Here is a 22973-nt window from a genome sequence, read left to right as displayed (position 1 = left end):
CGGCCCGTCGTGCTCGCGCCGGTGTGCGTACGGTGCGGCGGGCGACCGGTCAGCGCGCGAGTCGCTCGCGCAGCCGCGCGACGTACGTCTCGGTCGCGTCCCACGTCGGGAGCAGCCCCGACGTACGCGCCTCGGTGAGCGTCGGCGCTGCGGCGTCCTTGTCGGACAGCAGGTTCTCCAGGGGTCGGCCGGCGCGGTCCTGCGCGGGCCACTCGACGCCCACCTCGGCGTCGAGCGGGTCGATGCCGTGCTCGCGGCCCGGCGCGTACCCCGTCGAGCACAGGTAGGTCACGGTGGAGCCGTCCTCGAGGGACAGGAACGCGTGGCCCAGGCCCTCGGAGAGGTAGATCGCGCGGCGGTCGACGTCGTCGAGCAGGACCGAGTCCCAGCGTCCGAACGTGGGGGAGCCGACACGGATGTCCACGACGACGTCGAGCACGGCTCCGCGCACGCACGTGACGTACTTGGCCTGCCCGGGCGGCACGTCGGCGAAGTGGATGCCGCGGAGCACGCCGGCGGCCGAGACCGACAGGTTCGCCTGACGCAGGTCCAGCGCGTGCCCGACGTGCGACTCGAACGCATCGGCCTTGAACCACTCGAGGAACGTCCCGCGGTCGTCGCCGTGCTGACGGGGCGTGATCTCCCACGCCCCGGGGACCTGAAGCTCGCGGTACTGCACGGGAGGTTCCTCTCGACGACGACGGCCTCACCCTACCGGCCGCGGGCCCCGTCCCGCCCCGGGCCCGTCCTCGTGGCCGATAGCATGCCCGGGGTCGACGAGAGGCAGGCGGGTGGAGTTGCGCTGGTTGGTGGCAGGAGCGTCCGGGATGCTCGGGAGCGACGCGGTGGAGCTGCTGCGCTCCCGCGGGCACGACGTCGACGCGCGCGCACGGGAAGGGCTCGACGTGACCGACCCCGCGGCCGTCCACGACGTGGTCGCGCACGGCGGCTACGACGTCGTGCTGAACTGCACGGCCTACACGGCGGTCGACGCGGCGGAGGAGCACGAGGGCGACGCCTTCGCGATCAACGCGACCGGCGCGGCCCACCTGGCGCGGGCCGCGAGCGCGGCGGGCGCCCGCGTCGTCCACGTCTCGACCGACTACGTCTTCGACGGCGCCGCCACGGAGCCCTACCGCGAGGACGCGCCGGTCGCACCACGGTCGGCCTACGGCCGGACCAAGGCCGCGGGGGAGTGGGCGGTCCGGGCGGAGGCGCCCGACCACCTCGTCGTCCGCACCGCCTGGCTCTACGGCCGGAACGGCGCCTGCTTCCCGCGCACGATCGCCCGGCTGGTCGCCGAGCGCGGGAGCCTCGACGTCGTCGACGACCAGGTCGGCCAGCCGACGTGGACGGTCGATCTCGCGGATCTCGTCGAGCGGCTCGTGGCCGAGGGGGCGCCCTCGGGCACGTACCACGGGTCGTCGTCGGGCGAGACGTCCTGGTACGGGTTCGCGCGCGCCGTCGTCGCCGCGGCCGGCCTGGACCCCGACTCGGTCCGACCCACCACGAGCGACCGGTTCGTGCGGCCCGCGCCCCGTCCGTCGTACTCGGTGCTGGGCCACGACGCCCTGGCCGGGCGCGCCATCGGCGCGTGGGACGAGCGGTGGCGCACGGCCGCCGCGACGGTCCTGGGATGACGTCGGGTCGCACGCCCGGGCGCTGTCGGGCGCCCGGGCGTGCGGACCGTCAGCGCTCCTGCTCGAGCAGGCCCAGCAGGTAGGCGCCGTAGCCGGACTTGCGCAGCGCCTCGCCGCGCTCGCGCAGCTCGTCGTCGGAGAGGAACCCGCGACGCCAGGCGACCTCCTCGGGCGCGCCGATCTTCAGGCCCTGGCGGTGCTCGATCGTGCGCACGTAGTCCGACGCCTCCACGAGCGAGTCGAACGTGCCGGTGTCGAGCCACGCGGTGCCGCGCGGCAGGACCTCGACCTGGAGGCGTCCCTGCTCGAGGTAGGTCCGGTTGACGTCCGTGATCTCGTACTCGCCGCGCGCCGAGGGCGCGAGGTCGCGCGCGATCGCGACCACGTCGTTGTCGTAGAAGTACAGCCCCGGAACCGCGTAGCTCGACCGCGGTGCGGCGGGCTTCTCCTCGAGCGACAGCGCGCGCCCGGCCTCGTCGAACTCGACGACGCCGTACGCCGTCGGGTCGGCGACCCGGTAGGCGAAGACGGCGCCACCCGTGAGCGTCTCGAAGCGCTGCAGGCGCGACCCGAGGCCCGGGCCGTAGAAGATGTTGTCGCCGAGCACGAGCGCGGCGGGGTCGTTGCCGACGAAGTCCGCGCCGAGGACGAACGCCTGCGCGAGCCCGTTCGGCTCGGCCTGGACGGTGTACTGGATGGAGATCCCGAACTGCGAGCCGTCGCCGAGCAGGCGGCGGAACTGGTCGGCGTCGTGCGGCGTCGTGATGACGAGCACGTCACGGATGCCCGCCAGGATCAGGGTCGACAGCGGGTAGTAGATCATCGGCTTGTCGTAGACGGGGACCAGCTGCTTGCTGACGCCCAGCGTGATCGGGTGCAGTCGTGTGCCGGACCCGCCGGCCAGGATGATGCCTCGCATGCCGCACAGTCTGGCTCATCACGGCCGCTGCGTGCCGGGTTCGGCGGCGCCGGGACGCGTCAGTCGACGCGGGCCGTGACCCGCTCGGCGCGCAGCAGGGCGTCCAGCGCGTCGGCGTCGGGGGCCGCCGCGGGGTGCACGAGCACCACGGAACCGCCCGAGGCCCACGTCGCGAGCGACTGCAGCAGCGACGTGGTCGGGGCGCCCGACGCGCGCAGCGCGACCCGTCCGTCGCCCGGCACGGGCAGGGCGGAGATCGCCCGTGCGACCAGGTCGGCGTGCGGGACGGTGCCCTCACGCGTCACCAGGGCGGGCGCGGAGGCGTCGACGTGCGGTGTCACGCCGAGCACGTCCCCGTACGTCATGACGGAGGCCGCCGCGTCGAGTGCGCCGGGGGGCAGGGTGCCGTCCCAGCGGCGCGCCAGCGCGGGCAGCGCGACGGCGACGACGTCGGCGCCGGTGGTGTGCTCGTCGGGCTGCGCGGTCACGACCACGTCGACCCCCGTCGCCGCGTCTGGCGTCGCGAGCAGGACGCTGCCGCCCGCGCGCCACGCCGCGAGCGCCCAGACCGGCGTGCGCCAGTGCGCCGGGAGGTCGAGGAGCACGCGTGTGCCGGGAGCCGTGTCCAGCTCGTCGACGAGCAGGTTCGTCGTCTTGGTCACCCAGTTGACGAGGACGGCGCCCGAGAGCTCCACGCGCTCGCCGCGGGGGCCGTACCAGGTGAGCGCGGGCCTGCCGCCGTCGCGCTCGAGGCGCGTGAGGATCGCGGGGACCGTCGGCGGCAGTGCGAGCGCGTCGCGCGGGGTGCTCATGGACCCTCAATCTAGACACGCGTGGACGCCACGCCGTACGCACGCAACTTTCACCCGGACAACTCGGGCATCTAGCACGCCTCCGGTTGACGATCGCGAACGACACGCGTGTAATTCCCTGAGAACTGACTCATGGAGCACGTCGGACGCGGCCGTCCGAGGGACCGGGCCGCACCGGCCGGTCCGTCGGATCAGGGACGAGACCCCGGCAGCCGGCCAGCACGAGCAGCACCGAGCACGAACACCCGCGGAGGCACGTATGTGGCACCTGCTCGACGACGAGAGCTTCCCGACCGACGCCGCGACCCCTGCTCCCGCGCCCGCGAACGGCAACGTGCTGTCGCTGTTCGGCACGCCCGAGGACGACGGCCCCATGGGGTGGCAGGAGCGTGCCCTGTGCGCGCAGACCGACCCCGAGGCGTTCTTCCCCGAGAAGGGCGGGTCGACGCGCGAGGCCAAGAAGGTCTGCACGCAGTGCGACGTGCGGTCCGAGTGCCTCGAGTACGCCCTGGCCAACGACGAGCGCTTCGGCATCTGGGGCGGCCTGTCCGAGCGCGAGCGCCGCAAGCTGAAGCGGCGCGTGGTCTGACGGCCCGCACGCACGGCACGTCGCGCCACGCCGGGGCGACCTGCCGTCGTGGACCCGCGCCGTCGCGCATCATGGCGCGAGCATGACTGACACGCTGTCCCCCGTGGACCCCCTCCTGACGACCGCTGCGGTACCGGTGACCACACCCGTGACCGCCGTGGTGGTCACCCGCGGACGCACGGGCTACCTCACGACGACGCTGCGGGCCCTCGCGTCGCAGACGCGGCGTCCGATGCGCGTGCTGCTCGTCGACGTCGCGCCGGGGGAGGACCAGCACGTCGGGCTCGTGCTCGACCAGGTCTTCGCGACCGCCCCGCAGCCGGTGCCGCGTCTGGCGACTGTGCGCGCCCCGCACGCGCGCACGTTCGGCGAGGCCGTGACGGCGGGCCTGACGACGCTCGCCGACGCGGTCGACGAGCGGCCCACGCCGTGGTTGTGGCTGCTGCACGACGACAGCGCCCCCGCGCCCGAGGCGCTGGCGCGCCTCGTCCGGACGGTCTCCAACGCGCCGTCGGTGGCCGTCGCGGGCTGCAAGCAGCGCACCTGGACCGAGCCCGAGCGCCTGCTCGAGGTCGGTGTGCGCACGACGCGCTCGGGCCGCCGGCACGCCGACGTCGAACCGGGAGAGCTCGACCAGGGCCAGCACGACGGCCGGACCGACGTCCTCGGCGTCGGCGTGGCCGGTGCGCTCGTCCGCCGCGACGTGTGGGACGCGCTGGGCGGCACCGACCCGGCGCTGGGGCCGTTCGGCGACGGGCTCGACCTGTCGCGCCGAGCCCGGCTGGCGGGCCACCGGGTCGTCGTCGTCCCCACGGCCGTCGTCAGGCACGCGCAGGCCGCTTACCACGGGCTCCGACCCGCCCGCGGCGGGTCGCGCGACGGCGACGGGCCCGCACCTCCCGAGGTGGACCTCGACGGCGACGGCGAGCCCGACTCGGCGGACCCGACGCGGTCGTTCGCGGCGCGCCGGTACGCCCTGCTGCACTCGCGGCTCGCGGGCGCCCCGCTCGCGCTGCTCCCCGCGGTCGTGGTCATGGTCGTCGCGGCCGCCGCGCTGCGGTGCCTCGGGCAGATCGCGCTCAAGCGGCCCCGGCTCGCGCTCGCCGAGGTGCGGGTCGCGCTCCTCGTGCTGCTCCGCCCGATGCCCGTGGTCCGTGCGCGACGCCGAGCGCGGGCGAGCCGGGCCGTCTCCCGCCGGACGCTGCGGCCGCTGCAGGCCGGGTGGCGCGACGTCTGGCGGCAGTCCCGCGACCGCCGCCTGGCGCGCCGCGAGGCGCGTCGGGTCACGTCGGCGCCCAGCGAGCTCGAGCTGCGCGAGCTCGCGGCGCTCGCGACCCGCCGCCGCGTGACGGCCGCCGTCGTCCTGGTGCTGCTCGTCGCGGCCTCGGCGGTGGCGCTGGGGCGGCTCGTCGGCCCGGTGGTCGCGGGCGCCCCGCTCGTGGGCGACGCGCTCGCGCGTGCCACGACCTCGCTCGGCGACGTGTGGGACGCCGCGACCTCGGGCTGGGTCTCGGGCGGCGTGGGCTCCCCGGGGCCGGCGGACCCGCTCGTCGTCGTGCTGGCCGCGCTGGCCGCCGTGCTGGGCGGTGACCCGGGTGTCGCGCTCGCGACCGTCGTGCTGGGCGGGGCCGTGATCGCGGGCGTCGGGGCGTGGTTCGCGGCCGGCGCCGCGACGCGCTCGGTCGGCGTGCGTGCCTGGGCCGCGCTCGTGTGGGCCTTGGCCCCGACGCTGCTCCTCGCGGTCGGGGACGGCCGGGTCGGTGCCGTGCTCGCGCACGCCGCGCTGCCGTGGGTCGCGCTCGGCCTCGCGCGCGCCGTCGGCGTGCAGCGCGTCGACCAGGTGCTGTCGGGGATCTCGACCGCGCGGCGCGACGAGCGCCTCGACGCGGACGCCGAGGCGGAGGCCCGGGCCGCCGCCGCCGCGGAGCGCTGGGACACCGCCTCCCACGCACGCGTGGGAGGCGGCCGGTCGACCGACCCCACGGCCGGTCCCGCGACCGCCGCGCCGCCCTCCCCGCCCCCGGCGGACGAGGCGCACGTCGAGACGCCGGTGCGCGGCGTGCCCGAGGTGCCGGCACCCCGCGGTCCCGTCTCGGGCGCCGTCGTCGCTGCCGCGCCGGTCACGCACGACCCCGCGCCCGCGTCGTCCGACGAGGGACCCGCGCCGGCGCTCGTGGGTGCGCCCGACCCCACGGGCTCGGTGGCGGCCGCCGCGGGAGCCGCGCTCGCGCTCGCCGTGGTGACGGCCGCGGCGCCCGTGCTGCTCGCCCCCGCCCTCGTGCTGCTCGTCCTGGTCGCGACCGTCGTGCCGCGGGCCCGGCTGCGCGTGCTCGCCACGGCCGTGCCGTCGCTCGTGCTGCTCGCGCCGCTCCTCGCCGAGGCCGGCGCACGAGGCGTCGAGGGCGTCCGGCTGCTGCTCGCCGACCCCGGTCCGGCCGCCGCGGCGGCGCCCGCGACCACGCTCGAACGACTCCTCGGGGTGCCGACCGACCCCGCGGCCCTCGTGCCCGCCGCGCTCCCCGGCGTGCTCGCGCAGGTCTGGCCGTACCTCGGCGGAGCGGTGCTCCTCGCCCTGGCCGCCGCGGCGCTGCTGCGCGGCCGTGCGGTCGCGCGCGGCGTGCGCACGTGCTGGGCCGTCGCCGCCGTCGGGGTCGGTGCCGGCGTGCTGGTCCAGGCGCTGCCCGCCACCGTGACCGCCGACGCCGTCGCGCCGGCCTGGACGGGTGCGACCGTGTCGCTGACGCTGCTGGGGCTGCTCGGCGCCGCGGTGCTCGGTGCGGACGGCATGACCGACCGGCTCGCCCGCCAGACCTTCGGGTGGCGGCAGGCCGTCGTCGCCCTGGGCACGGCCGCCGGGGTCGTGGCCGTGACCACCGCGCTCGTCGGGTGGGGCTGGTCGGCCCGCACGGGCGACGCGGCGACCCTGCGCGCGCCGTCCGCACCTGTCGTCCCGGTCGTGGGGCAGCAGGGCGCGCGGTCCGACGCGGCGTCACGGATCCTGTCCCTCGAGGCGCGTGCGGACGGCACGGTGGGCTGGGCGCTCCTGCGCGCCGACGGCGACCAGCAGGTCGACCACGCGGCGGCCGTCGCGACCCGCGGCGTCACGGGGCCGCTCGACGCGCCGTCCGCCGTCGAGCGCGACGACGCCGCGACCGAGGTCGACGCGCTGGCGGCGCGGCTCGCGCAGGGCGCAGCGGGCGACGTCGCCCCCGACGTCGCCGCGCTCGGCGTCGCCGACGTGCTCGTCCCGGGGGTGCGCGAGGACGCACCCGCGGCACGGGCCGCACGGTCCAGGCTCGTCGGCGTCCTGGACGCCACCGCCGGGCTCGAGCGCGTCACGCACGACGGCTCGGGCACCCTGTGGCGCGTCCGCGCGGCCGAGGGGACCGCCGTGGCCTCCTGGGCACGCGTCCTGCCGGCGGGGGCGGACGTCGTCGACCCGGGCGCCGAGCCGGTCGCGGCGGACGCGCGTCGGGGCGGCACGGCGCTCCCCGCGGGCGACGGCGACCGCGTCCTGGTGCTGGCCGAGCGCGCCGACGCGGGCTGGCGCGCGTGGCTCGACGGGCGTCCGCTGCCGGCGGCCGACGCGGGCTGGCGGCAGGCGTTCGCGCTGGGTCCCGACGGAGGCACGCTCGAGATCCGCCACGTCACCCCGCTGCGCACCCCGTGGCTCCTGGCCCTCGGGGCGACGACGCTGGTGACCCTGCTGCTCGCGCTGCCGCTACGACGACGTCGAGGAGTGCGGACGTGACGCACGAGACCACCGCCCCGGAACCCGAGGGCACGACGCGCCGCGAGCGTCCTGCCCGGCGGGGCGGGCGCGCCCTTCGCATCGTGTCCGGCGTCGCGGTGCTGGGCCTGACCGCCGGCGCCGTCGTCGCGGGCACGCAGCTCGGCACGGCCGACGCGCGCGCCCTGCCCGCGGTGGACGTCGAGGTGGCGCCGACCCCCGTGACGCTCGAGTGCCCGGGGCCGGTCCTGCTCCCGCAGCGCACGGTCCGTGGCGACGCGGCGTTCGACCCGGCCCCCGTGGCACCCGTGGTCACGGTGGACGCCGTCACGGCGGAGGGCTCCGGCGCCGGTGCGCTGGCGGTCGCGCCGCTGGGCGGGGGCACCGCGCTCGCGGACCTCGGGGCCGGCGGGGGCGCTGCCCACCTCGCCGACGTCGCCGGTCCGCTGGTCGTGCGGGCGGAGCCGCGGGACGACGCGCCCGTGGCGGCCGCGACCGGCGCGTCGGTCGTGACGGACGGCGACGCGCGCGGTCTCGCGGCCGCCTCGTGCCGGGCGCCGTCCTCGGACGACTGGCTCGTCGGCGGCGCGACCGGCATCGGGTCCACGTCGACGCTCGTGCTGAGCAACCCAGGTCTCACCGCGGCCCAGGTCACGCTCGAGGTCTTCGGTCCGAACGGACCGGTCGAGCAGACGACCGCGCAGCACGTCGTGGGACCGGGTGCGACCCGCACGGTCGACCTCGGAGGTACGGCCGCGGGGCAGTCGGCCCTCGTGGTGCACGTCACCGTGGCCGGCGGGCAGGTCGCCGCGCGCGTCCAGGACACCGCCGTGCTCGGCTTCACGCCGGCGGGCACCGACCTCGTCGTCCCGGGGTCCGCACCCGCCGCGCGGCAGGTCGTCACGGGTCTCGACGTGGAGGCCTCGGCCGTGGGGGCGTCGGACGCACCGGTGCTGCGCCTGCTGGCACCCGGGGACGCGGCGACGACGGCGCACGTGTCGCTCCTGGGCGCCGACGGGCCCGTCGCGCTGCCCGGTGCGGACGAGGTGCCGCTCGCGCCCGGCGAGGTCGTGGACGTGCCGCTCGGAGGTCTGCCGGCGGGGACCTGGACCGCGGTGGTCGACGCGGACGTCCCGGTCGTCGCCGCGGCGGTCGTGTCGAGGTCGGGCGTGCCGGGCGCGTTGGACGACGAGGCACGTGTCGAGCGCGCGTGGTCGGCGTCGACGGCGACGGACGTGCACGGCGTCGTCGCCCTGCCCCGGGGGATCGCGGCCCGGCTGGTGGTGGCCGCGGTCGGTCAGGACGACGAGGACCGCGGCAGGACGCGCGCGACGCTGCGTGCGCTGGACCGTGACGGGACGGTCCTGTCGGAGGTCCCGGTGACGGTCGACGCCGGCACGACGGGCGCGTGGGACGTCGCCGACGTCGCGGCGGGTGCGGTCGCGCTGGAGCTCGAGCCGGACGGCGGCACGCCGCTCGCGTGGGGCGTCACGCTGACGGTCGAGCAGGCCGACGGCGACCTGGTGGCGGTGCTCGACCCCGTGCCGGTCAACGGCCGGGCGAAGGACCGCACCGTCCGGGAGGACCCGGCCGCCGCACGCGGCTGACGCGGCGTGCGGGACGTCCCGCACGCCGTACGCGCGGGACGCGTCAGGGGGCGCGCAGCTGCAGCCGCTCGCGCAGCGAGAGACCGATCCGCAGCGCGAGGCGGACCGGCGCCTGGTACCAGTGCGCGTACCGGCGCTCGAGGTACTGGCGGGCGCTCGCGTGGTGCGCACGGATCATCGGCGCCGGCCGCTCGCGCCAGGAGGTGCCGCCGACGTGCGTCACCTGCACGTCGGGCACGTACAGGTTCTCCCAGCCCGCGCGTCCCAGACGCTCGCCGAGGTCGACGTCCTCGAAGAACATGAAGTACGACTCGTCGAACCCTCCGACCTGCTCGAACGCGGTGCGGCGCAGCAGCAGGCAGGCACCCGACAGCCACCCGGCCTCGCGCAGGTAGCCCCCGGCGGACTCCTGCCGTGCGTGGTAGGCGCGGGTCCACGGGTTGCCGGGCCACACGCGGCCGAACAGCGCGTGCCCCGCGCCCTGGCGCAGCGACGGCAGCGCTCGGGCGGACGGGTACATCGTGCCGTCGGTGTTGAGGAGCATCGGCCCCAGGGACCCGGCGCTGGGCTGCTCGTCGCCCGCGGCGACGAGGCGGTCCAGCGACCCGGGGGTCCACTCGATGTCGGAGTTCGCGACGACCAGCCACGGCGCGCCCGCACCCTCGGCACCGCGGTTCGCCGCCGCGCCGTAGCCGAGGTTGCGTCCCGGCACCAGCAGCCGACCGCCGGCCTCGTCGGCGGCGGCCTGCGCGACGGCGTGGTCGGTGCCGTTGTCGACCACGACGAGCTCGACGGGGTGCTCCGACGCGTCCGCGAGCGTGCGGACGAACCGTGCGAGCTCGTCACCGGGGTGGTAGACGACGCAGACGACGCGGACCCGGGGCGCGTCGTGGCCGTCGGTGGGGTGGGCCGGGGGGAGCCGGGGGAGGGGGGCGTGCTCATCGTCCGCTCACCTTAGTGCGCGCAGCTCAGTGCCCGTCGTCGTAGCCGGGGTCGACGTCCTGCGGGCTGCGACCCAGCAGGTCCGCGACCTGCTCGACCACGACCTCGTGCACGAGGTCCGCGAGGTCGTGGTCGTCGTTCGCGCGCGCCTCGACGGGGCGGCGGTACACCACGATCCGCGGGGGCAGCCCCGCGTCCGCAGGGAAGTACCGACCCAGCGGCACGCCCCCGCGCTCCCACGGCGCCGGGTTGGACGGCGGGACGTCCTCGACCGCGAACTCGGCGCCCTCGAGCTCGCGCGCCCAGCGGCGCTCGAGGTCTTCCACGGTGTCGAGCACGAGGTCGTCGAAGCGTTCGGCCCGCGTGCGGTACGCGGGGACGCCCAACGGCAGGACGGGGCCCCGCGGGCCGCGGCCGCGGCGGTCCCGGCGGCGGACCGTGGGCGCGGCTCGCGGCGGCACGGCCGCGTCGGCGCGTCGGCGCCCGGGGAGCGGTCGGGAGCCGTCGGGCGCGGAGGGGCGGTGCGGGCCGGACGGACTCACGACGCCAGTCTAGCGAGCGAGCGGCGCCCCGGGACGGCGGCGACGGTGCGTGGCGCGCGGCGCGTCCCGTCCGACACGCGGCACGGCCGCGCGGCACGGCGTGCGCGACGAAGGGTACGGTCTGCACGTGAGATCCGTCCGACAGTGCTCGCGCACGGCGTGCACGCACGCTGCGGTCGCGACGCTCACCTACGTGTACGCGGACTCGACGGCGGTCCTGGGCCCGCTCGCGCAGAACGCCGAGCCGCACTCGTACGACCTGTGCGTCGAGCACGCGGAGCGGCTGACGGCACCCCGCGGCTGGGAGGTCGTGCGGCTGCTGCCGGACCTCCAGGCGGCGGCGCCGAGCCACGACGACCTCGTCGCGCTGGCCGAGGCGGTGCGCGAGGCGGGGCGTCGGCGCGAGCCCGAGCCCTCGTCGGTCCTGGCGCCCGTGACCGCGCCCGCGCCCGCGCCTGACGCCACGCGGCGTCGGGGGCACCTGCGGGTGGTGCCGGGCGCCGTGCCGGGCGAGGACGCATGAGCGCCCGGTCCCGACGTCCCCCGCCCGACGAGCCGCTCGGGTCGGTGACGCGTCCCGTGGTCGACGACACCGCGACGGTTCCCGGATGCTACGCGTGCGGCGAGCGCGACCTCACCCGGGTGAGGGTGGCGCTGCCGGACGGGCGTCCGTCGGTCTTCGCGGCGTGCCCGTCGTGCGAGTCGACGGCCTGGTTCGTGGTCGACGGTGACGGGACTGCACTCGGCCCCGACGGTTCACCCCGCGCGCTCGCCTGAGCCGCGCCCCCCCGGAAGGATCCCCATGACGACCGACGGACCCACCACCGACCTCGAGCCGTGGGCGCGTGCGCTCCTGCGCTGCCCGCTGACGGGCGCCGAGCTGGTCGACGCCGTCGCGGCGGACGGCTCGCCCGTGCTGCGGTCGACGGACCCGGAGCGGCCCGTGGAGTACCCGGTGCTCGACGGCATCCCCGTGCTGCTGGTCGACGAGGCACGCCCCGTCTGACGGCGCACGGACGACGTACGCACGACGGAGGCCGGCACCCCGCAGGGTGCCGGCCTCCGTCGTGCGCGGGTGCGTCAGACGCCCGCCTTCTCCTTGAGGTCGTCGACGAACGTCGGGTTCTCCTCGAGCCAGGCCTGGACGGCGGCCTGCTCGTCGGCGTGCTCGTCGGAGTTGAACATCATGTTCTCGAGCGAGAACAGCTGCTCGTCGGTCAGCGTGAACGCGCCCACGAGCTTGGTGAGCGTGGGGTAGCGCTCCTCGAAGTCGCCGGTGCCGAACGTGTGGATCTGCTCGGCCTCGCCGAGCGCGCCCTTCGGGTCCTCGAGGTCGCGGATCGGGAACGCGTCGTACGCCCAGTGCGGGCGCCACAGGGTCACGGCGACGTCGCGGCCCGCGTCGGTGGCGCTCTTGAGCTCGGCGAGCATGGCCGGCGTGGAGGACGTCACGTAGTCGAGGTCCTCGAGGCCGTAGTCCGGGATCACGGCGTCCTGCGTGACCTCGGTCAGGCCGGCGCCCGCCTCGATGCCCACGAGCCGGTTGCCGTACGCGTCGCCCATGGTCGCGAGGTCGTCGAGCGTCTTCGCCGGCGAGTCCTCGTTGACCGCGATGGTCAGCTTGGCGTCGTCGTACCAGACGCCGAGGTCGGTGACGTCGTCGCCGTACTTGTCGAGGTACGACTTGTGCGTCAGCGGCAGCCAGGCGTCGAACAGCAGGTCGAAGTCGTCGCCCGCGAGGCTCGTGAACACGACGCCGATGTCGGCGGTCTGCGTCGACACGTCGTAGCCCTCGTCCTCGAGGATCGCCTGCCACAGGTAGGACACCGCGATGCCCTCGTCCCAGCCGGACGGGATGCCGATCGCGACCTTCGTCTCGTCGGAGCCGTCGCCCGCGGGCGCGGCGTCGGCGTCGGCGTCCGACGCGCAGGCGGCGAGCGTGAGGCCGAGGACCGCGGCGGCGGCTGCGGCGACGGTGCGGCGGCGGGCGGTGGTGCGCGTGCGTGCGGGAGTCATGCTTCCTTTCGTGGCGACGGCACGGTGCCGGCGCCGGGGTGGGGGGTGGTGCTGCTGCCCGTGAGGGCGGGGGTCAGGCCTTCGCGGCGGCGAGGGCCTTGGACACGGGGGAGCGCGTGCCGAGCGCCGCGGTCACGCGGTCGAGGAACATCGCGAGCACGACGACCGAGAGGCCGGCCTCGAAGCCCAGCGCGACGTTGACGCGCTGCAGGGCCGCGACGACGTCGGAGCCCAGGCCGTCGGCGCCGACCATGCCGGCGATGACGACCATCGAGAGCGCGAGCATGATGACCTGGTTGACGCCGGCCATGATCGTGGGCAGCGCGAGCGGCAGCTGGATCTGCCGCAGGATGCGACCCGGGGTCGAGCCGAACGCGTGCCCGGCCTCGACGACCTCGGGGTCGACCTGGCGGATGCCGAGCTCGGTGAACCGGACGCCGGGGGCGAGCGCGAAGATCACGGTCGCGACGATGCCCGGCACGGGGCCGGCCAGGAAGATGACGACCGTCGGGATCAGGTAGACGAACGCCGGCATGGTCTGCATGAAGTCGAGGACCGGGCGGACGACGCGCGAGACGCGGTCGTCCCGTGCCGCCCAGATGCCCAGCGGCAGGGCGATCGCGAGCGCGATCACCGACGCGAGGATCACCAGCGCGAGCGTGTCCATCGCGTTGCCCCACTGGCCGACGGACGCGATGACGACGAAGCCGACGAGCGAGCCGACGGCCAGGCGCCACCCCTTGGCGAGGAACGCGAGGCCCGCGAGCACGAGCGCGACGACCCAGAACGGCGGGCCTGACAGGACGACGTCGAGCATGTCGTAGATGCCGACCAGGACGTCCTTGACGAACGAGAACAGCGGGCGGAACGTGTCGGTCACCCACGCGACGCCGCCGTCGACCCACTGGCCGAGCGGGACGCGGGGCACGAGCGTCTCGTTCATCGGGCACCTCCCGCGGTCGTGGCGTGCGCGTCGACGGCGTCGTGCACCTCGTCGGCGGGCACGGCGTCGGTCGACGCCATCGCGTCCGCCGTGGTGCCGTCGTCGGTGGTCCCGGACGTCTCCGGGGGCACCATCGCCTCGAGCAGCGTGACGCGCGGCACGACGCCGACGAGGCGGCCGGCCTCGTCGGTCACGGGCACGGGTAGCGCGGACTCGGCGGCGGGTGCGAAGACGTCGGCCAGCGCGGTGTCCGGGCTCACGGGGGCGACGCCCTCGTGCACGAGCCCGTCCATCGTCTCGCGGCCCTCGCGCACGGCCGCGACGACCTCGTCGTCGCGCACGATGCCGGTGAGGCGACGCTGCCGGTCCACGACGTACGCGGCCGAGACCTGCGCCTCGCGCATCGTGCGGCTCGCCTGGCGGGGGCCGCCGGCGTGCGGCACGACCGCGCGCGGCGCGACCATCACGGACGACGCCGTGAGGACGCGCGTGCGGTCGACGTCCGCGACGAACTGCGCGACGTAGTGGTTGGCGGGGTCGGACAGGATCTGCTCGGCCGTCCCGGTCTGCACGATCCGGCCGTCGCGCATGACGGCGATCCGGTCGCCGAGGTACATCGCCTCGTTGAGGTCGTGCGTGATGAACACGATCGTCTTGCCGAGGTTCTGCTGCAGGTCGAGCAGCTGGTCCTGCATCTCGCGACGGATCAGCGGGTCGAGCGCGCTGAACGCCTCGTCCATGAGCAGCACGTCGGTGTCGGCGGCGAGCGCGCGCGCCAGGCCGACGCGCTGGCGCATGCCGCCCGAGAGCTGCGACGGCAGCGAGTCGCCCCAGCCCGACAGCCCGACGAGCTCGAGGGCCTCGCCGGCGCGGCGACGGCGCTCGGTGCGGTCGACGCCCTGGATCTCCAGGGGGTACGCGGCGTTGTCGAGCACGGTGCGGTGCGGCAGCAGCGCGAAGTGCTGGAAGACCATGCTGACGCGGCGGCGGCGCAGCTCGCGCAGGCGCCTGTCGTCGACCGTCGCGAGGTCGTCGTCGCCGATCACGACGCTGCCGGCGGTCGGCCGCCACAGCCCGTTGAGCATGCGGATGAGCGTCGACTTGCCGGATCCCGACAGGCCCATGACGACGAACGTCTCGCCCGACTCGACGCGCAGGTCGGCGTCGATCACGGCGGCCGTCCCGAACGGTCGGACGTCCTCGCGGGTCGCGCCCTCGCGCAACCGGCGGACGGCCTCGTTCGGGCGCCGTCCGAAGACCTTGAACACGCCCTCGGCGCGTAGTGCTGTCACATCCACCTCGTGCGTCCACGGGCCCGGACCGTGCGCTGCGCGCTCGGCGTCCGCGGGGCGCGTTGCGCGCTCCGCGGTCTCGGGCCCTCCACGGCAGCTCCCGGCCCGCTCGTGCGGGCACAGCCGTCCCGGCACGTCGTGCCCGGGAGCGAGGACGCCACAGGGCGCACCTCGGGAGCCGGTCCCGGCCGGTGGACCGGGACCGATCCACCCTGCCCGGCGTGCTCGGATGCCGCAAACGTGCCGTTGGTCGGATGTCCGGGTCCTCCGGGGTCAGGATGCGTCAAAGAGATGGCAAAAACCGCATGTGACCAGCGGACTCGTGCAGGCCGGGCGTCGTTATCGAATCGTGATCGAACGCACGTGCCGAGAGGTGGGCGCGTCGGCGGTGCGCCCCCCAGGACGTGACGGGGATCACGCGCCCGGTGCCGTGCAGGTCACACCTCGGGGTCGGGGACCCCGTGCGGCAGCCGCCGCAGCAGCACCGCCTCCGCCTGCTCGCGGCGCACACGCTCGAGCTCGACCAGACCCTCCCGGCGGCCGCGCTCCGCGAGCACCGCGGCCAGGAACGCCTCGGGGTGCGTGCCCGCGGGCGGCGGCGGGCTGACGAACGGCTGCAGGTCGCCCGCGAGCCGCACGGCGAGCTCGGCCCGCGACGCGGGGTGCAGCCGCGGCGCACGCGCGACGAACTGCCGCACCGCGAGCGCGAGCCCGTCGGGCAGGCGCGCGACGTCCGCGTGCGTCGCCCAGCCCGCCAGGTGCGGCGGCATCACCGCGGACCCCGTGTCGGGTCGCGCCGAGCGCACGCGCGAGCCGTACGTCCCCGCGAGCACGTCACCCACCCGCTTGCCGCGCGGGTGGAACAGCGAGCACAGCAGCGCGACCGAGCCGGCGGTCAGCCACAGCTCGCCCACGCCCGTCAGCGCGCGCACGAACGCCTGCCGGAACGTGATCGGGCCGCCGTCGTCGCGCACGATCCGCACGCCCGCGACCAGCTTGCCCACCGACCGCCCGCGCGTGAGCGTCTCGACGGTCGTCGGCAGCACGAGCGTCACGACCGCGACCGCGACGATCCCGAGGACGCGTCCCGAGTGCTCGTCGAGCGGGACGTCCAGCCCCCCGAGCGTGAGGATCGCGGCGATCCCGGCGACGAACAGCACGACGAGGTCGACGATCGCCGCGAGCAGGCGCGACGCGACCGACGCCGGCCGGGTGTCCAGCACGACGCCCTCGCCGATGACGACCCCGTCCTCCAGGTGCGTCGCGCGTGCGGTGGCTGCCACCCGCGCAGACTAACCGGCGGCACGTCGGCCCCGCGCGCACGCCACGGGTGGCAGGCTGGGGGCGTGGACCTCGACGCGTACACCCGGGCCCGCACGCCCACCTGGCAGCGGCTCGACGAGCTCACGCGGCGTCGCACGCTCACGGGCGCCGAGGCCGACGAGCTCGTCGCGCTGTACCAGGCGACCGCGACCGACCTGTCCGCCGTGCGCTCGGCGGCGCCCGACCCCGCGACCGTGACCCGGCTGTCGCACGGTCTCGCACGCGCCCGGGGCCGCCTCGCGGGGACCCACGCGCCGTCCTTCGGCGAGGTCGCGGCGTTCGTGACCGTCCGGCTGCCCGCCGCGCTGTACCGGGTGCGGTGGTGGACCGTCGGCGTGACCGTCGCGTTCCTCGTGGTCGCGGTCGCGACGGGCGTGCTCGTCGCGACGTCGCCCGACGCGCTCGCGCTCATGGGCACGGCGGCCGAGCAGGAGGCCTACGTCAACGAGGCCTTCGAGGCGTACTACGCCCCGGGCGCGGGCTTCGCGGCGATGGTGTGGACCAACAACGCGTGGATCGCGGCCGTGTGCGTCGGCACGGGCATCACCGGCCTGCTGCCCGCGTACATGCTGCTGACGAACGCCGTGAACGTGGGTGCGGCGGGCGGGCTCATGGCCGCGCACGGGCGGCTCGACGTGTTCCTCCAGCTCATCGCGCCGCACGGGCTCCTCGAGCTCACCGCGATCTTCGTGGCCGGCGCCGCGGGGCTGCGGCTCTTCTGGACGTGGGTCGACCCCGGCCCGCGCCCGCGCGGACGCGCGCTCGCGCAGGAGGGACGTGCGCTGTTCACGGTCGCGCTCGGGCTCGTGGGCGTCCTCGCGGTGTCCGGCCTGGTCGAGGGGTTCGTCACCGGCACGGCGCTGCCCTGGCCGCTCAAGGTCGGCGTCGGCGTCGTCGCGCTCGCGGCCTTCTGGGCGTACGTGCTCGTGCTGGGCCGGCGCGCCGTCGCGGCGGGGGAGACGGGCGACCTCGACGCCGACCGGGCGGGCTACGCGGTCGCCACGGCGGGCTGAGGTCCTGCCGACGCTCGTCGGCACGGACGAGCCGCGTCAGCCGGTCAGTCGGTCAGCCGCACGGCCCACGCGTCGGCGTCGTCCGCGACCAGCCGGACCGCCCGCTCGGCCTCCGCGAGCACGTCGCGCCGCTCGGTGCGCGTCAACGGCTCGAGCGGCTGCACCGTGAGCGTCGCGGTCGTGCGGCGTGCACCTCGCGCGCCCGTGACGGTGCGCGCCACCTCCCACGTGGCGCGCACGCGCCCGTCGACCAGCACCGCCGCCGGCATCCGCCCGTTCGGGGTCTGCAGGCGCGTACGGTGCGCGTCGTCGATCACGCGCGTGCGCTGCGCGTGCGACAGCCACAGGTCGTCGAAGTCGGGCAGCAGCCGCACGGGCGCCGGGACGTCGGGGTCGGGCCGCGGCGCGTCGGGCAGGTCGAGCAGCTCGCGCACGCGCCCGCCGGGCCGCACCGGCGCCGCGGGCACCACCACGAGCCGGTCGCGCAGTGCGTCGACCACCGGGCGCAGACCCGTGAGCCCCGACCACGCCTGCACGTCGGCGACGCTCGCGGGCCCGTAGGCGGCGAGGTAGCGCAGCACCACCGCCTCGAGCGCGCGGCCGCACACGGCGTCGTCCGCCAGGTCGCCCGCCGCGGCCACCGCGTCCGGCACCCACGCGTCGAGCGTCGTCCACGTGGTGGGCGCCGAGCGGTGCCACAGGCCGCGCGGCGTGACCTGGACGAGCGGCAGCAGCGCGCGGGCGAACGCCGACAGGTCCTGCGGGTGCGCGTCCGGCCACGAGCGGGCGAGGTGCGCACCCAGGTCGGTCGTGACGCGCGGCTCGGCCCGCACGTACGCGGCCGCGACCTCGCGCAGCCGCTCGAGGTCCGTCGCATCGGCCGACGCGCGCCGGCGTGCGTTCGCACGCAGCTCGCGCGCCATCACCGGCAGCGCGAGGGCCGCGAGCACCGGCGCGTCCCGCGCGGTCACCAGGTGCACGGTCGAGCGCTGGCACGCGATCCGCAGCACCGTGCGGTCCACCAGCGCCGCGTCCAGCGCGGCGGTCGTGAACCCCTCGACCCGGCTCCACAACCCGAGGAACGGCGACCACGGGTTCTGCGCCTGCAGGCCGAGCAGGTGCGCCACGACGTCGGGCAGCGCGTCGGACGTGCGCGTCAGCAGGTGCTGGCGCGCGAGCAGCGCGCGGTTGAGGCCGCGGTCGTCGAGCACGGGACGACGCTAGCGGCGACCACCCACGTCCCGCCTACAGCCGTCCCTGGGCCTTGAGCGCGAGGTACGTGTCAGCGAGCCGTGGCGCCAGGTCGTCCGGCAGCGCCTCGACCACCTCGACGCCGCGCTGCCGCAGCCGCGCCCCGACGGCCGCCCGCTCGAGCGCCGTGCGCTCGGCCGCCGCGGCGTCGAACACCTCGTCGACCGTCGAGCGCGCCGCCCGCAGCTGCTCGAGCTCGGGGTCCGCGACCGCCGCCAGCACCACCTGGTGCCGACGCGTCAGGCCCCCGACCACGTCGAGCAGCCCCTGCTCGACGGACGCCGGGTCGAGCGACGTCAGCAGCACCACGAGCGCGCGCCGGCTCAGCCGCGACCGCACCTGCCCGACCAGACCCGGCCAGTCGGTCTCCACGAGCGCCGGCTCGACCACCGCGAGCGCGTCCGCGAGCGCCGGGAGCACGCGCGACGCGTGGCTGTCCGCGACACGGGCGCGCACCCGGCGGTCGTACGCGACGAGCTCGACGCGGTCGCCCGCGTGCGCCGCGAGCACGCCCAGCAGCAGCGCCGCCTCGACCGACGCCTCCAGGCGCGTGCCGTCGAGCACGCGCGCCGCGCTCGTGCGGGACGTGTCGACCACGAGCAGCACGTGCCGGTCGCGCTCGGGGCGCCACGTGCGCACCACGACCTCGTCGCGGCGGGCCGTCGCGCGCCAGTCGATGGACCGCACGTCGTCGCCGTCGACGTACTCGCGCAGCGAGTCGAACTCGGTGCCGCCGCCGCGGACCTGCACGGCCGCCCGCCCGTCGAGCTCGCGCAGCCGGGCCAGCCGGGACGGCAGGTGGCGCCGCGACGCGAACTCGGGCAGCACGCGCAGCCGCCCGGGCACGTCGAGCGAGGCCTGCCGCCCCGCGACGCCGAGGGGGCCGACCGTGCGCACCGTGACGCTGCCGGCCTCGGCGTCGCCGCGGCGCGTGGGGACGAGCGTCGTCGTGACGCGGCGGGCCTCGCCGGGGGGCACGTCGACGCGGTGCCGCGGCGTGCGCGCACCCGTCGGGGCGTCGCCGCCGGGCAGGGTCGACGGCGGCCACGCGTCGCGCACCAGGACGCGCGCCGTGCGGCGCCCGACGTTGCGCAGCGTCAGCACCGAGTCGGCGGTGCCGGTCAGCCGGACCGACGCCGGCAGCCGCCGGGACACGGCGAGCTCGCGCGGCGACGCCGCGAGGGCGACGTCGACCGCGCACAGGGCCGCCACGACGACGGCCCACGCGACGACCGTGATCGGTGCCGGCAGCAGCGCCACCGGGACGAGCCCGGCGAGCGCGACCAGCACCGCGCGGGAGGTCAGCGCCACGGGTCAGCGGGGGACCGGGACGGACGCGAGCACCGTGTCGAGCACGGTCTCGGCGGTGACGCCCTCGATCTCCGCCTCGGGCCGCAGCTGCACGCGGTGCCGCAGCGTGGGATGCGCGAGCGCCTGCACGTCGTCGGGCGTGACGTAGGAGCGGCCCGAGAGCCACGCCCACGCGCGCGACGTCGCGAGCAGGGCCGTCGCGCCGCGCGGGGACACCCCGAGGCTCAGCGACGGCGACGTGCGGGTCGCGCGGCACAGGTCGACGACGTAGCCGACGACCTCGGGCCCGACCTGCACGCGTGCGACCTGCTCGCGGGCGCGCGCGAGCGCGTCGGCGTCCGCGACGGCGCGCACGCCCGCGGCCCGCAGGTCGCGCGGGTCGAAGCCCGCGGCGTGGCGGGTCAGCACCTCGACCTCGTCGGCGCGCTCGGGCAGCGGCAGCAGCAGCTTGAGCAGGAACCGGTCGAGCTGCGCCTCCGGCAGCGGGTAGGTGCCCTCGTACTCGACCGGGTTCTGCGTCGCGACGACCACGAACGGGTCGGGCAGCCGGCGCGGCTGGCCGTCGACCGTGACCTGACGCTCCTCCATGGCCTCGAGCAGCGACGCCTGCGTCTTGGGGGGCGTCCGGTTGATCTCGTCGGCGAGGAGCAGGTTCGTGAAGACGGGGCCCTCGCGGAACGAGAACTCGGCCGTCCGCGCGTCGTACACGAGCGAGCCCGTGACGTCGCCCGGCATGAGGTCGGGCGTGAACTGCACGCGCGTCGTGCCGAGCTCGAGCGCACCCGACAGCGAGCGGACCAGCAGCGTCTTGGCGACGCCCGGGACGCCCTCGAGCAGCACGTGCCCGCGGCACAGCAGCGCGATGATGAGGCCCGTGACGGCGGCGTCCTGCCCGACCACCGCCTTGCCGACCTCGGTCCGCACCGCCGCGAGCGCCGTGCGCAGGTCGTCGCCGGGGGCCGCGGCGGGGGCGGGCGGTGCGACGTGCGCCGGCGGGGTCGGGGAGGCCGGTGCGGGGGCGGGTGCGGCCGTCGGCGGCGCGTACGGCGAGGCGTCCGCGGGAGGCTGCGGGCCCGCCGGTGCGGCGTGCGCCGGGGTCGGCGCGGGGCGTCGCCGCCGGCGTCGTGGCCCGGCCAGGGCGCCGCCGGGCGCTCGGGCCCGGGAGCGGGCGTGGCCGGGGGGTACGGCGTCTCGTCGGTCACGGTCGGTGTACCTCGCTCTCCAGGTGGTGCAGGTCGTCGGCGAGCCGCAGCAGGGCCGCGTCGTCGGTCGGGGGCGGGCCGTACAGCAGCGTCTCGACACCGCGCGCGTCGCGCCCGGTGGCCCGCACGAGCGCGTCGATCAGGGTGGGGGCGTCGGCCGAGCGCGGCAGGCCGAGCCGGTGCGCGACCCGCGCCGCCGTGCCCGCGCGCAGCGCCGCTCCCGCGTGGCCGTGCGCGCGCGCCCGGCGGTACAGGCGCCCGCGCCCGCGCGTCGTCTCGGCCGAGCGCACGACGACCGGCAGGGGCTCGGCCACGACCGCGCCCAGCCGGCGTGCGCGCCACACGACCGTGACGGCCAGCACGAGCAGCAGCCACGCGAGGACCGGCCCGACCCACGGCACGAGGTCCGTGAGCGAGGCGCCGGCCGCGCCGTCGGGCACGAGACCGGCGTCGTCGAGGCTCGGGACGTACCAGACGAGATGGTCCGTGCGTCCGAGCATGCGCAGCACGAGCGCCGCGTTGCCCTCGTCGGCGAGCGCCTCGTTGGTGAGCGGCTCCATGTCCGCGAGGGCCACGAGCCGCCGGCCGTCCTGCTCGACCACCACGTACGCGCCGTCGTCGGCGCCCGGCGACGACGGGAAGCACAGCACCGCGGAGCCGCCGACGTCCTCGTAGCCGCCGGCGGCGGTGATCGTGCCCGCGGCCGTCGCGTCGGGGTCGTCGCACGCGGCCGGCCGGGCGGCCCGGGGAGGTGTGCCGCCGGTCGCGACCACGTCGGGGGCGAGCGAGGTGAGCGCCCACCCGGCGTCGACCAGCACGAGGTCGTTGTCGAGCGCCGCGAGCGCGTCGACCTGCTGCGCCGACAGCCACTGGTCGCCGACCACGAGGACGGTGCCGCCCGACGCGGCCGCGCCGACGGCCGCGCGCGTGGTCGTCACGTACCGCACGTCGACGCCCTGCCGCTCGAGGACGCGGGCCGCCGCGCGCGCACCGGACGCGGTCGGGTTGTCGGGTGCGCCGGGCGTCGTGCTCGTCGGGGGCGAGGGCAGGGCCAGCACGAGCGCGCCGACGACCGCGACCGCGAGCACGACGAGCCACGGGCGCCACCGGCGCCAGCGCTCGGCGCCGCGGCTGCGCGCCGTCGAGCCGTCGCCCAGCACCTCGTCGGGGGCGAGGCCGGGGAGCGTCGTCGGGGGCGCGCTCACGCGTCCACCGCCACCGGGCGGGCCGCCGCGACGGCCGTGTCGAGCGCACGCATCGTGGCGTCGTCCTCGGCGGTGGCCGGCCGCTCGCCGTACACGACGTCGTCGAAGAGGTCGCCGCCGCGGGCCAGCGCCGCGGCGTGCGCGGGCAGCGCCGCACCCGCGTCCCGCGCGGCGGCGTGCGCCGTACGCCCCGGACGCTCGTCGAGCAGGGCGCGCTCCTCGAGCCCGCGGACCACGGCGCGGTAGCGGTCCGCCACGGCCGCGGACCACGCGCCCTCGCGCGCCGCCGCGTCGGCCGCCGCCCGCAGCTCGTCGGCAGTGCGGCGGTCGTCACCGCGTCGCAGCGGTGCGCTGCGACGCCGCGCGGCGCGGCGCACGGGCCCCGCGACGCGCAGCGCGACGAGCACCACGACGAGGACCACCACCGTGACGACCAGCAACCACGTCCCGCCCGACATGCCGATCGAGGGCAGCTGCTCGAGCTGCTCCCGGATCCAGCCGATCACGCGCTCGAGCAGCGACTGCCGCTGGTGGTAGACGGGGTCGAGCAGCTCCTGACGCGCCCAGCCGCGCGCGGTGGCGGCGTCGGGCTCGACCGGGACGCCGAGCCTCATGCGGTGCCGACCCGACGTCGCG

20 protein-coding genes and 1 pseudogene are annotated in these 22973 nt (G+C 76.8%); 7 read left to right on the top strand and 14 right to left on the bottom strand.

Features of this window, described 5'->3' with window-relative positions; translation table 11 throughout:
- Positions 1 to 49: 49 nt before the first annotated feature.
- Entirely contained in the window at positions 50 to 679 is a 630-nt protein-coding gene (locus GY42_RS06845; protein WP_046528764.1) for a dTDP-4-dehydrorhamnose 3,5-epimerase family protein, read from the bottom strand.
- Between the two features lie 118 nt (positions 680 to 797).
- Here GY42_RS06845 and rfbD point away from each other — a divergent pair, with 118 nt between their 5' ends.
- The gene (gene rfbD, locus GY42_RS06840) at positions 798 to 1640 is read left to right on the top strand and encodes a dTDP-4-dehydrorhamnose reductase (RefSeq protein ID WP_046530652.1); all 843 of its coding nucleotides are present in this window, start codon (positions 798 to 800) and stop codon (positions 1638 to 1640) included.
- Between the two features lie 49 nt (positions 1641 to 1689).
- On the opposite strand, the gene rfbA is transcribed toward rfbD, so the two are convergent.
- Positions 1690 to 2559, bottom strand: a complete 870-nt coding sequence (rfbA, locus tag GY42_RS06835) for a glucose-1-phosphate thymidylyltransferase RfbA (RefSeq protein WP_046528763.1) — start codon at positions 2557 to 2559, stop codon at positions 1690 to 1692.
- Between the two features lie 59 nt (positions 2560 to 2618).
- Positions 2619 to 3371 (bottom strand): TIGR03089 family protein, encoded by a 753-nt coding sequence (locus tag GY42_RS06830; protein WP_046528762.1) that lies wholly within the window; start codon positions 3369 to 3371, stop codon positions 2619 to 2621.
- Positions 3372 to 3630: 259 nt separating this feature from the next.
- Here GY42_RS06830 and GY42_RS06825 point away from each other — a divergent pair, with 259 nt between their 5' ends.
- The 3 genes from GY42_RS06825 (at position 3631) to GY42_RS06815 (ending at position 9297) form a co-directional block, all read left to right on the top strand.
- Complete coding sequence (locus tag GY42_RS06825) at positions 3631 to 3960, top strand: WhiB family transcriptional regulator (protein WP_046528761.1); 330 nt, start codon at positions 3631 to 3633, stop codon at positions 3958 to 3960.
- 82 nt (positions 3961 to 4042) lie between these two features.
- The gene (locus GY42_RS06820; protein ID WP_046528760.1) at positions 4043 to 7711 is read left to right on the top strand and encodes a glycosyltransferase; all 3669 of its coding nucleotides are present in this window, start codon (positions 4043 to 4045) and stop codon (positions 7709 to 7711) included.
- Positions 7708 to 9297: a DUF5719 family protein gene (locus GY42_RS06815; RefSeq protein WP_046528759.1), complete on the top strand. Its 1590-nt coding sequence runs from the start codon at positions 7708 to 7710 to the stop codon at positions 9295 to 9297. The genes GY42_RS06820 and GY42_RS06815 overlap by 4 nt, the downstream gene beginning before the upstream one ends.
- A 43-nt stretch (positions 9298 to 9340) precedes the next feature.
- Here the strand turns inward: GY42_RS06815 and GY42_RS06810 are convergent.
- Both GY42_RS06810 and GY42_RS06805 read right to left on the bottom strand, forming a co-directional pair.
- Positions 9341 to 10120: pseudogene (locus tag GY42_RS06810) on the bottom strand (glycosyltransferase family 2 protein); the annotation flags it as partial.
- A gap of 145 nt (positions 10121 to 10265) precedes the next feature.
- On the bottom strand, positions 10266 to 10781 hold the full coding sequence (locus GY42_RS06805) for a metallopeptidase family protein (RefSeq protein WP_330217830.1): 516 nt from the start codon (positions 10779 to 10781) through the stop codon (positions 10266 to 10268).
- Positions 10782 to 10908: 127 nt separating this feature from the next.
- Between GY42_RS06805 and GY42_RS06800 the strand changes: the two genes are divergently transcribed.
- Both GY42_RS06800 and GY42_RS06790 read left to right on the top strand, forming a co-directional pair.
- On the top strand, positions 10909 to 11304 hold the full coding sequence (locus tag GY42_RS06800; RefSeq protein WP_046530649.1) for a DUF3499 domain-containing protein: 396 nt from the start codon (positions 10909 to 10911) through the stop codon (positions 11302 to 11304).
- Positions 11305 to 11583: 279 nt separating this feature from the next.
- Positions 11584 to 11787, top strand: a complete 204-nt coding sequence (locus tag GY42_RS06790) for a Trm112 family protein (protein ID WP_046528757.1) — start codon at positions 11584 to 11586, stop codon at positions 11785 to 11787.
- Between the two features lie 74 nt (positions 11788 to 11861).
- On the opposite strand, the gene GY42_RS06785 is transcribed toward GY42_RS06790, so the two are convergent.
- The 4 genes from GY42_RS06785 to GY42_RS06770 all read right to left on the bottom strand — a co-directional run bounded on the left by GY42_RS06785 (position 11862) and on the right by GY42_RS06770 (position 16315).
- The gene (locus GY42_RS06785; RefSeq protein ID WP_046528756.1) at positions 11862 to 12797 is read right to left on the bottom strand and encodes a glycine betaine ABC transporter substrate-binding protein; all 936 of its coding nucleotides are present in this window, start codon (positions 12795 to 12797) and stop codon (positions 11862 to 11864) included.
- A 73-nt stretch (positions 12798 to 12870) separates the two neighbouring features.
- On the bottom strand, positions 12871 to 13740 hold the full coding sequence (locus GY42_RS06780) for an ABC transporter permease (RefSeq protein WP_046528755.1): 870 nt from the start codon (positions 13738 to 13740) through the stop codon (positions 12871 to 12873).
- Positions 13737 to 15032 (bottom strand): quaternary amine ABC transporter ATP-binding protein, encoded by a 1296-nt coding sequence (locus tag GY42_RS06775; RefSeq protein WP_046528754.1) that lies wholly within the window; start codon positions 15030 to 15032, stop codon positions 13737 to 13739. The genes GY42_RS06780 and GY42_RS06775 overlap by 4 nt, the downstream gene beginning before the upstream one ends.
- A 437-nt stretch (positions 15033 to 15469) precedes the next feature.
- Complete coding sequence (locus GY42_RS06770) at positions 15470 to 16315, bottom strand: RDD family protein (protein WP_233421220.1); 846 nt, start codon at positions 16313 to 16315, stop codon at positions 15470 to 15472.
- Between the two features lie 63 nt (positions 16316 to 16378).
- Here GY42_RS06770 and GY42_RS06765 point away from each other — a divergent pair, with 63 nt between their 5' ends.
- Positions 16379 to 17368, top strand: coding sequence for a stage II sporulation protein M (locus GY42_RS06765; protein ID WP_046528753.1), 990 nt, complete (start codon positions 16379 to 16381; stop codon positions 17366 to 17368).
- A gap of 44 nt (positions 17369 to 17412) precedes the next feature.
- Here GY42_RS06765 and GY42_RS06760 read toward each other — a convergent pair whose 3' ends face one another.
- From GY42_RS06760 to GY42_RS06740, 5 genes are all read right to left on the bottom strand, one after another.
- A complete protein-coding gene (locus tag GY42_RS06760) occupies positions 17413 to 18579 on the bottom strand; it encodes a winged helix DNA-binding domain-containing protein (protein ID WP_046528752.1) in 1167 nt (388 codons plus the stop codon).
- Positions 18580 to 18613: 34 nt separating this feature from the next.
- Positions 18614 to 19930: a DUF58 domain-containing protein gene (locus GY42_RS06755; protein WP_046528751.1), complete on the bottom strand. Its 1317-nt coding sequence runs from the start codon at positions 19928 to 19930 to the stop codon at positions 18614 to 18616.
- Positions 19931 to 19933: 3 nt separating this feature from the next.
- Positions 19934 to 21067: an AAA family ATPase gene (locus GY42_RS06750; RefSeq protein ID WP_082131703.1), complete on the bottom strand. Its 1134-nt coding sequence runs from the start codon at positions 21065 to 21067 to the stop codon at positions 19934 to 19936.
- 61 nt (positions 21068 to 21128) lie between these two features.
- Positions 21129 to 22337, bottom strand: a complete 1209-nt coding sequence (locus GY42_RS06745; protein WP_046528750.1) for a DUF4350 domain-containing protein — start codon at positions 22335 to 22337, stop codon at positions 21129 to 21131.
- The gene (locus GY42_RS06740) at positions 22334 to 22951 is read right to left on the bottom strand and encodes a DUF4129 domain-containing protein (protein ID WP_046528749.1); all 618 of its coding nucleotides are present in this window, start codon (positions 22949 to 22951) and stop codon (positions 22334 to 22336) included. Before GY42_RS06740 ends, GY42_RS06745 begins: the two co-directional genes overlap by 4 nt.
- Positions 22952 to 22973: the final 22 nt, after the last annotated feature.

Source organism: Cellulomonas sp. FA1 (genome assembly GCF_000986825.1).
GTDB lineage: Bacteria > Actinomycetota > Actinomycetes > Actinomycetales > Cellulomonadaceae > Cellulomonas > Cellulomonas iranensis.
Note: the sequence above shows the minus strand (reverse complement) of the source record. Positions and strands in the feature narration are given on the sequence as shown.

Excerpts from the sequence above, each read along its gene's own strand:
- GY42_RS06780 (WP_046528755.1), bottom strand. The coding sequence starts at position 13,740 with ATGAACGAGACGCTCGTGCCCCGCGTCCCGCTCGGCCAGTGGGTCGAC.
- rfbA (WP_046528763.1), bottom strand. The coding sequence starts at position 2,559 with ATGCGAGGCATCATCCTGGCCGGCGGGTCCGGCACACGACTGCACCCG.
- GY42_RS06830 (WP_046528762.1), bottom strand. The coding sequence starts at position 3,371 with ATGAGCACCCCGCGCGACGCGCTCGCACTGCCGCCGACGGTCCCCGCG.
- GY42_RS06820 (WP_046528760.1), top strand. The coding sequence starts at position 4,043 with ATGACTGACACGCTGTCCCCCGTGGACCCCCTCCTGACGACCGCTGCG.
- GY42_RS06740 (WP_046528749.1), bottom strand. The coding sequence starts at position 22,951 with ATGAGGCTCGGCGTCCCGGTCGAGCCCGACGCCGCCACCGCGCGCGGC.
- GY42_RS06790 (WP_046528757.1), top strand. The coding sequence starts at position 11,584 with ATGACGACCGACGGACCCACCACCGACCTCGAGCCGTGGGCGCGTGCG.
- GY42_RS06785 (WP_046528756.1), bottom strand. The coding sequence starts at position 12,797 with ATGACTCCCGCACGCACGCGCACCACCGCCCGCCGCCGCACCGTCGCC.
- GY42_RS06825 (WP_046528761.1), top strand. The coding sequence starts at position 3,631 with ATGTGGCACCTGCTCGACGACGAGAGCTTCCCGACCGACGCCGCGACC.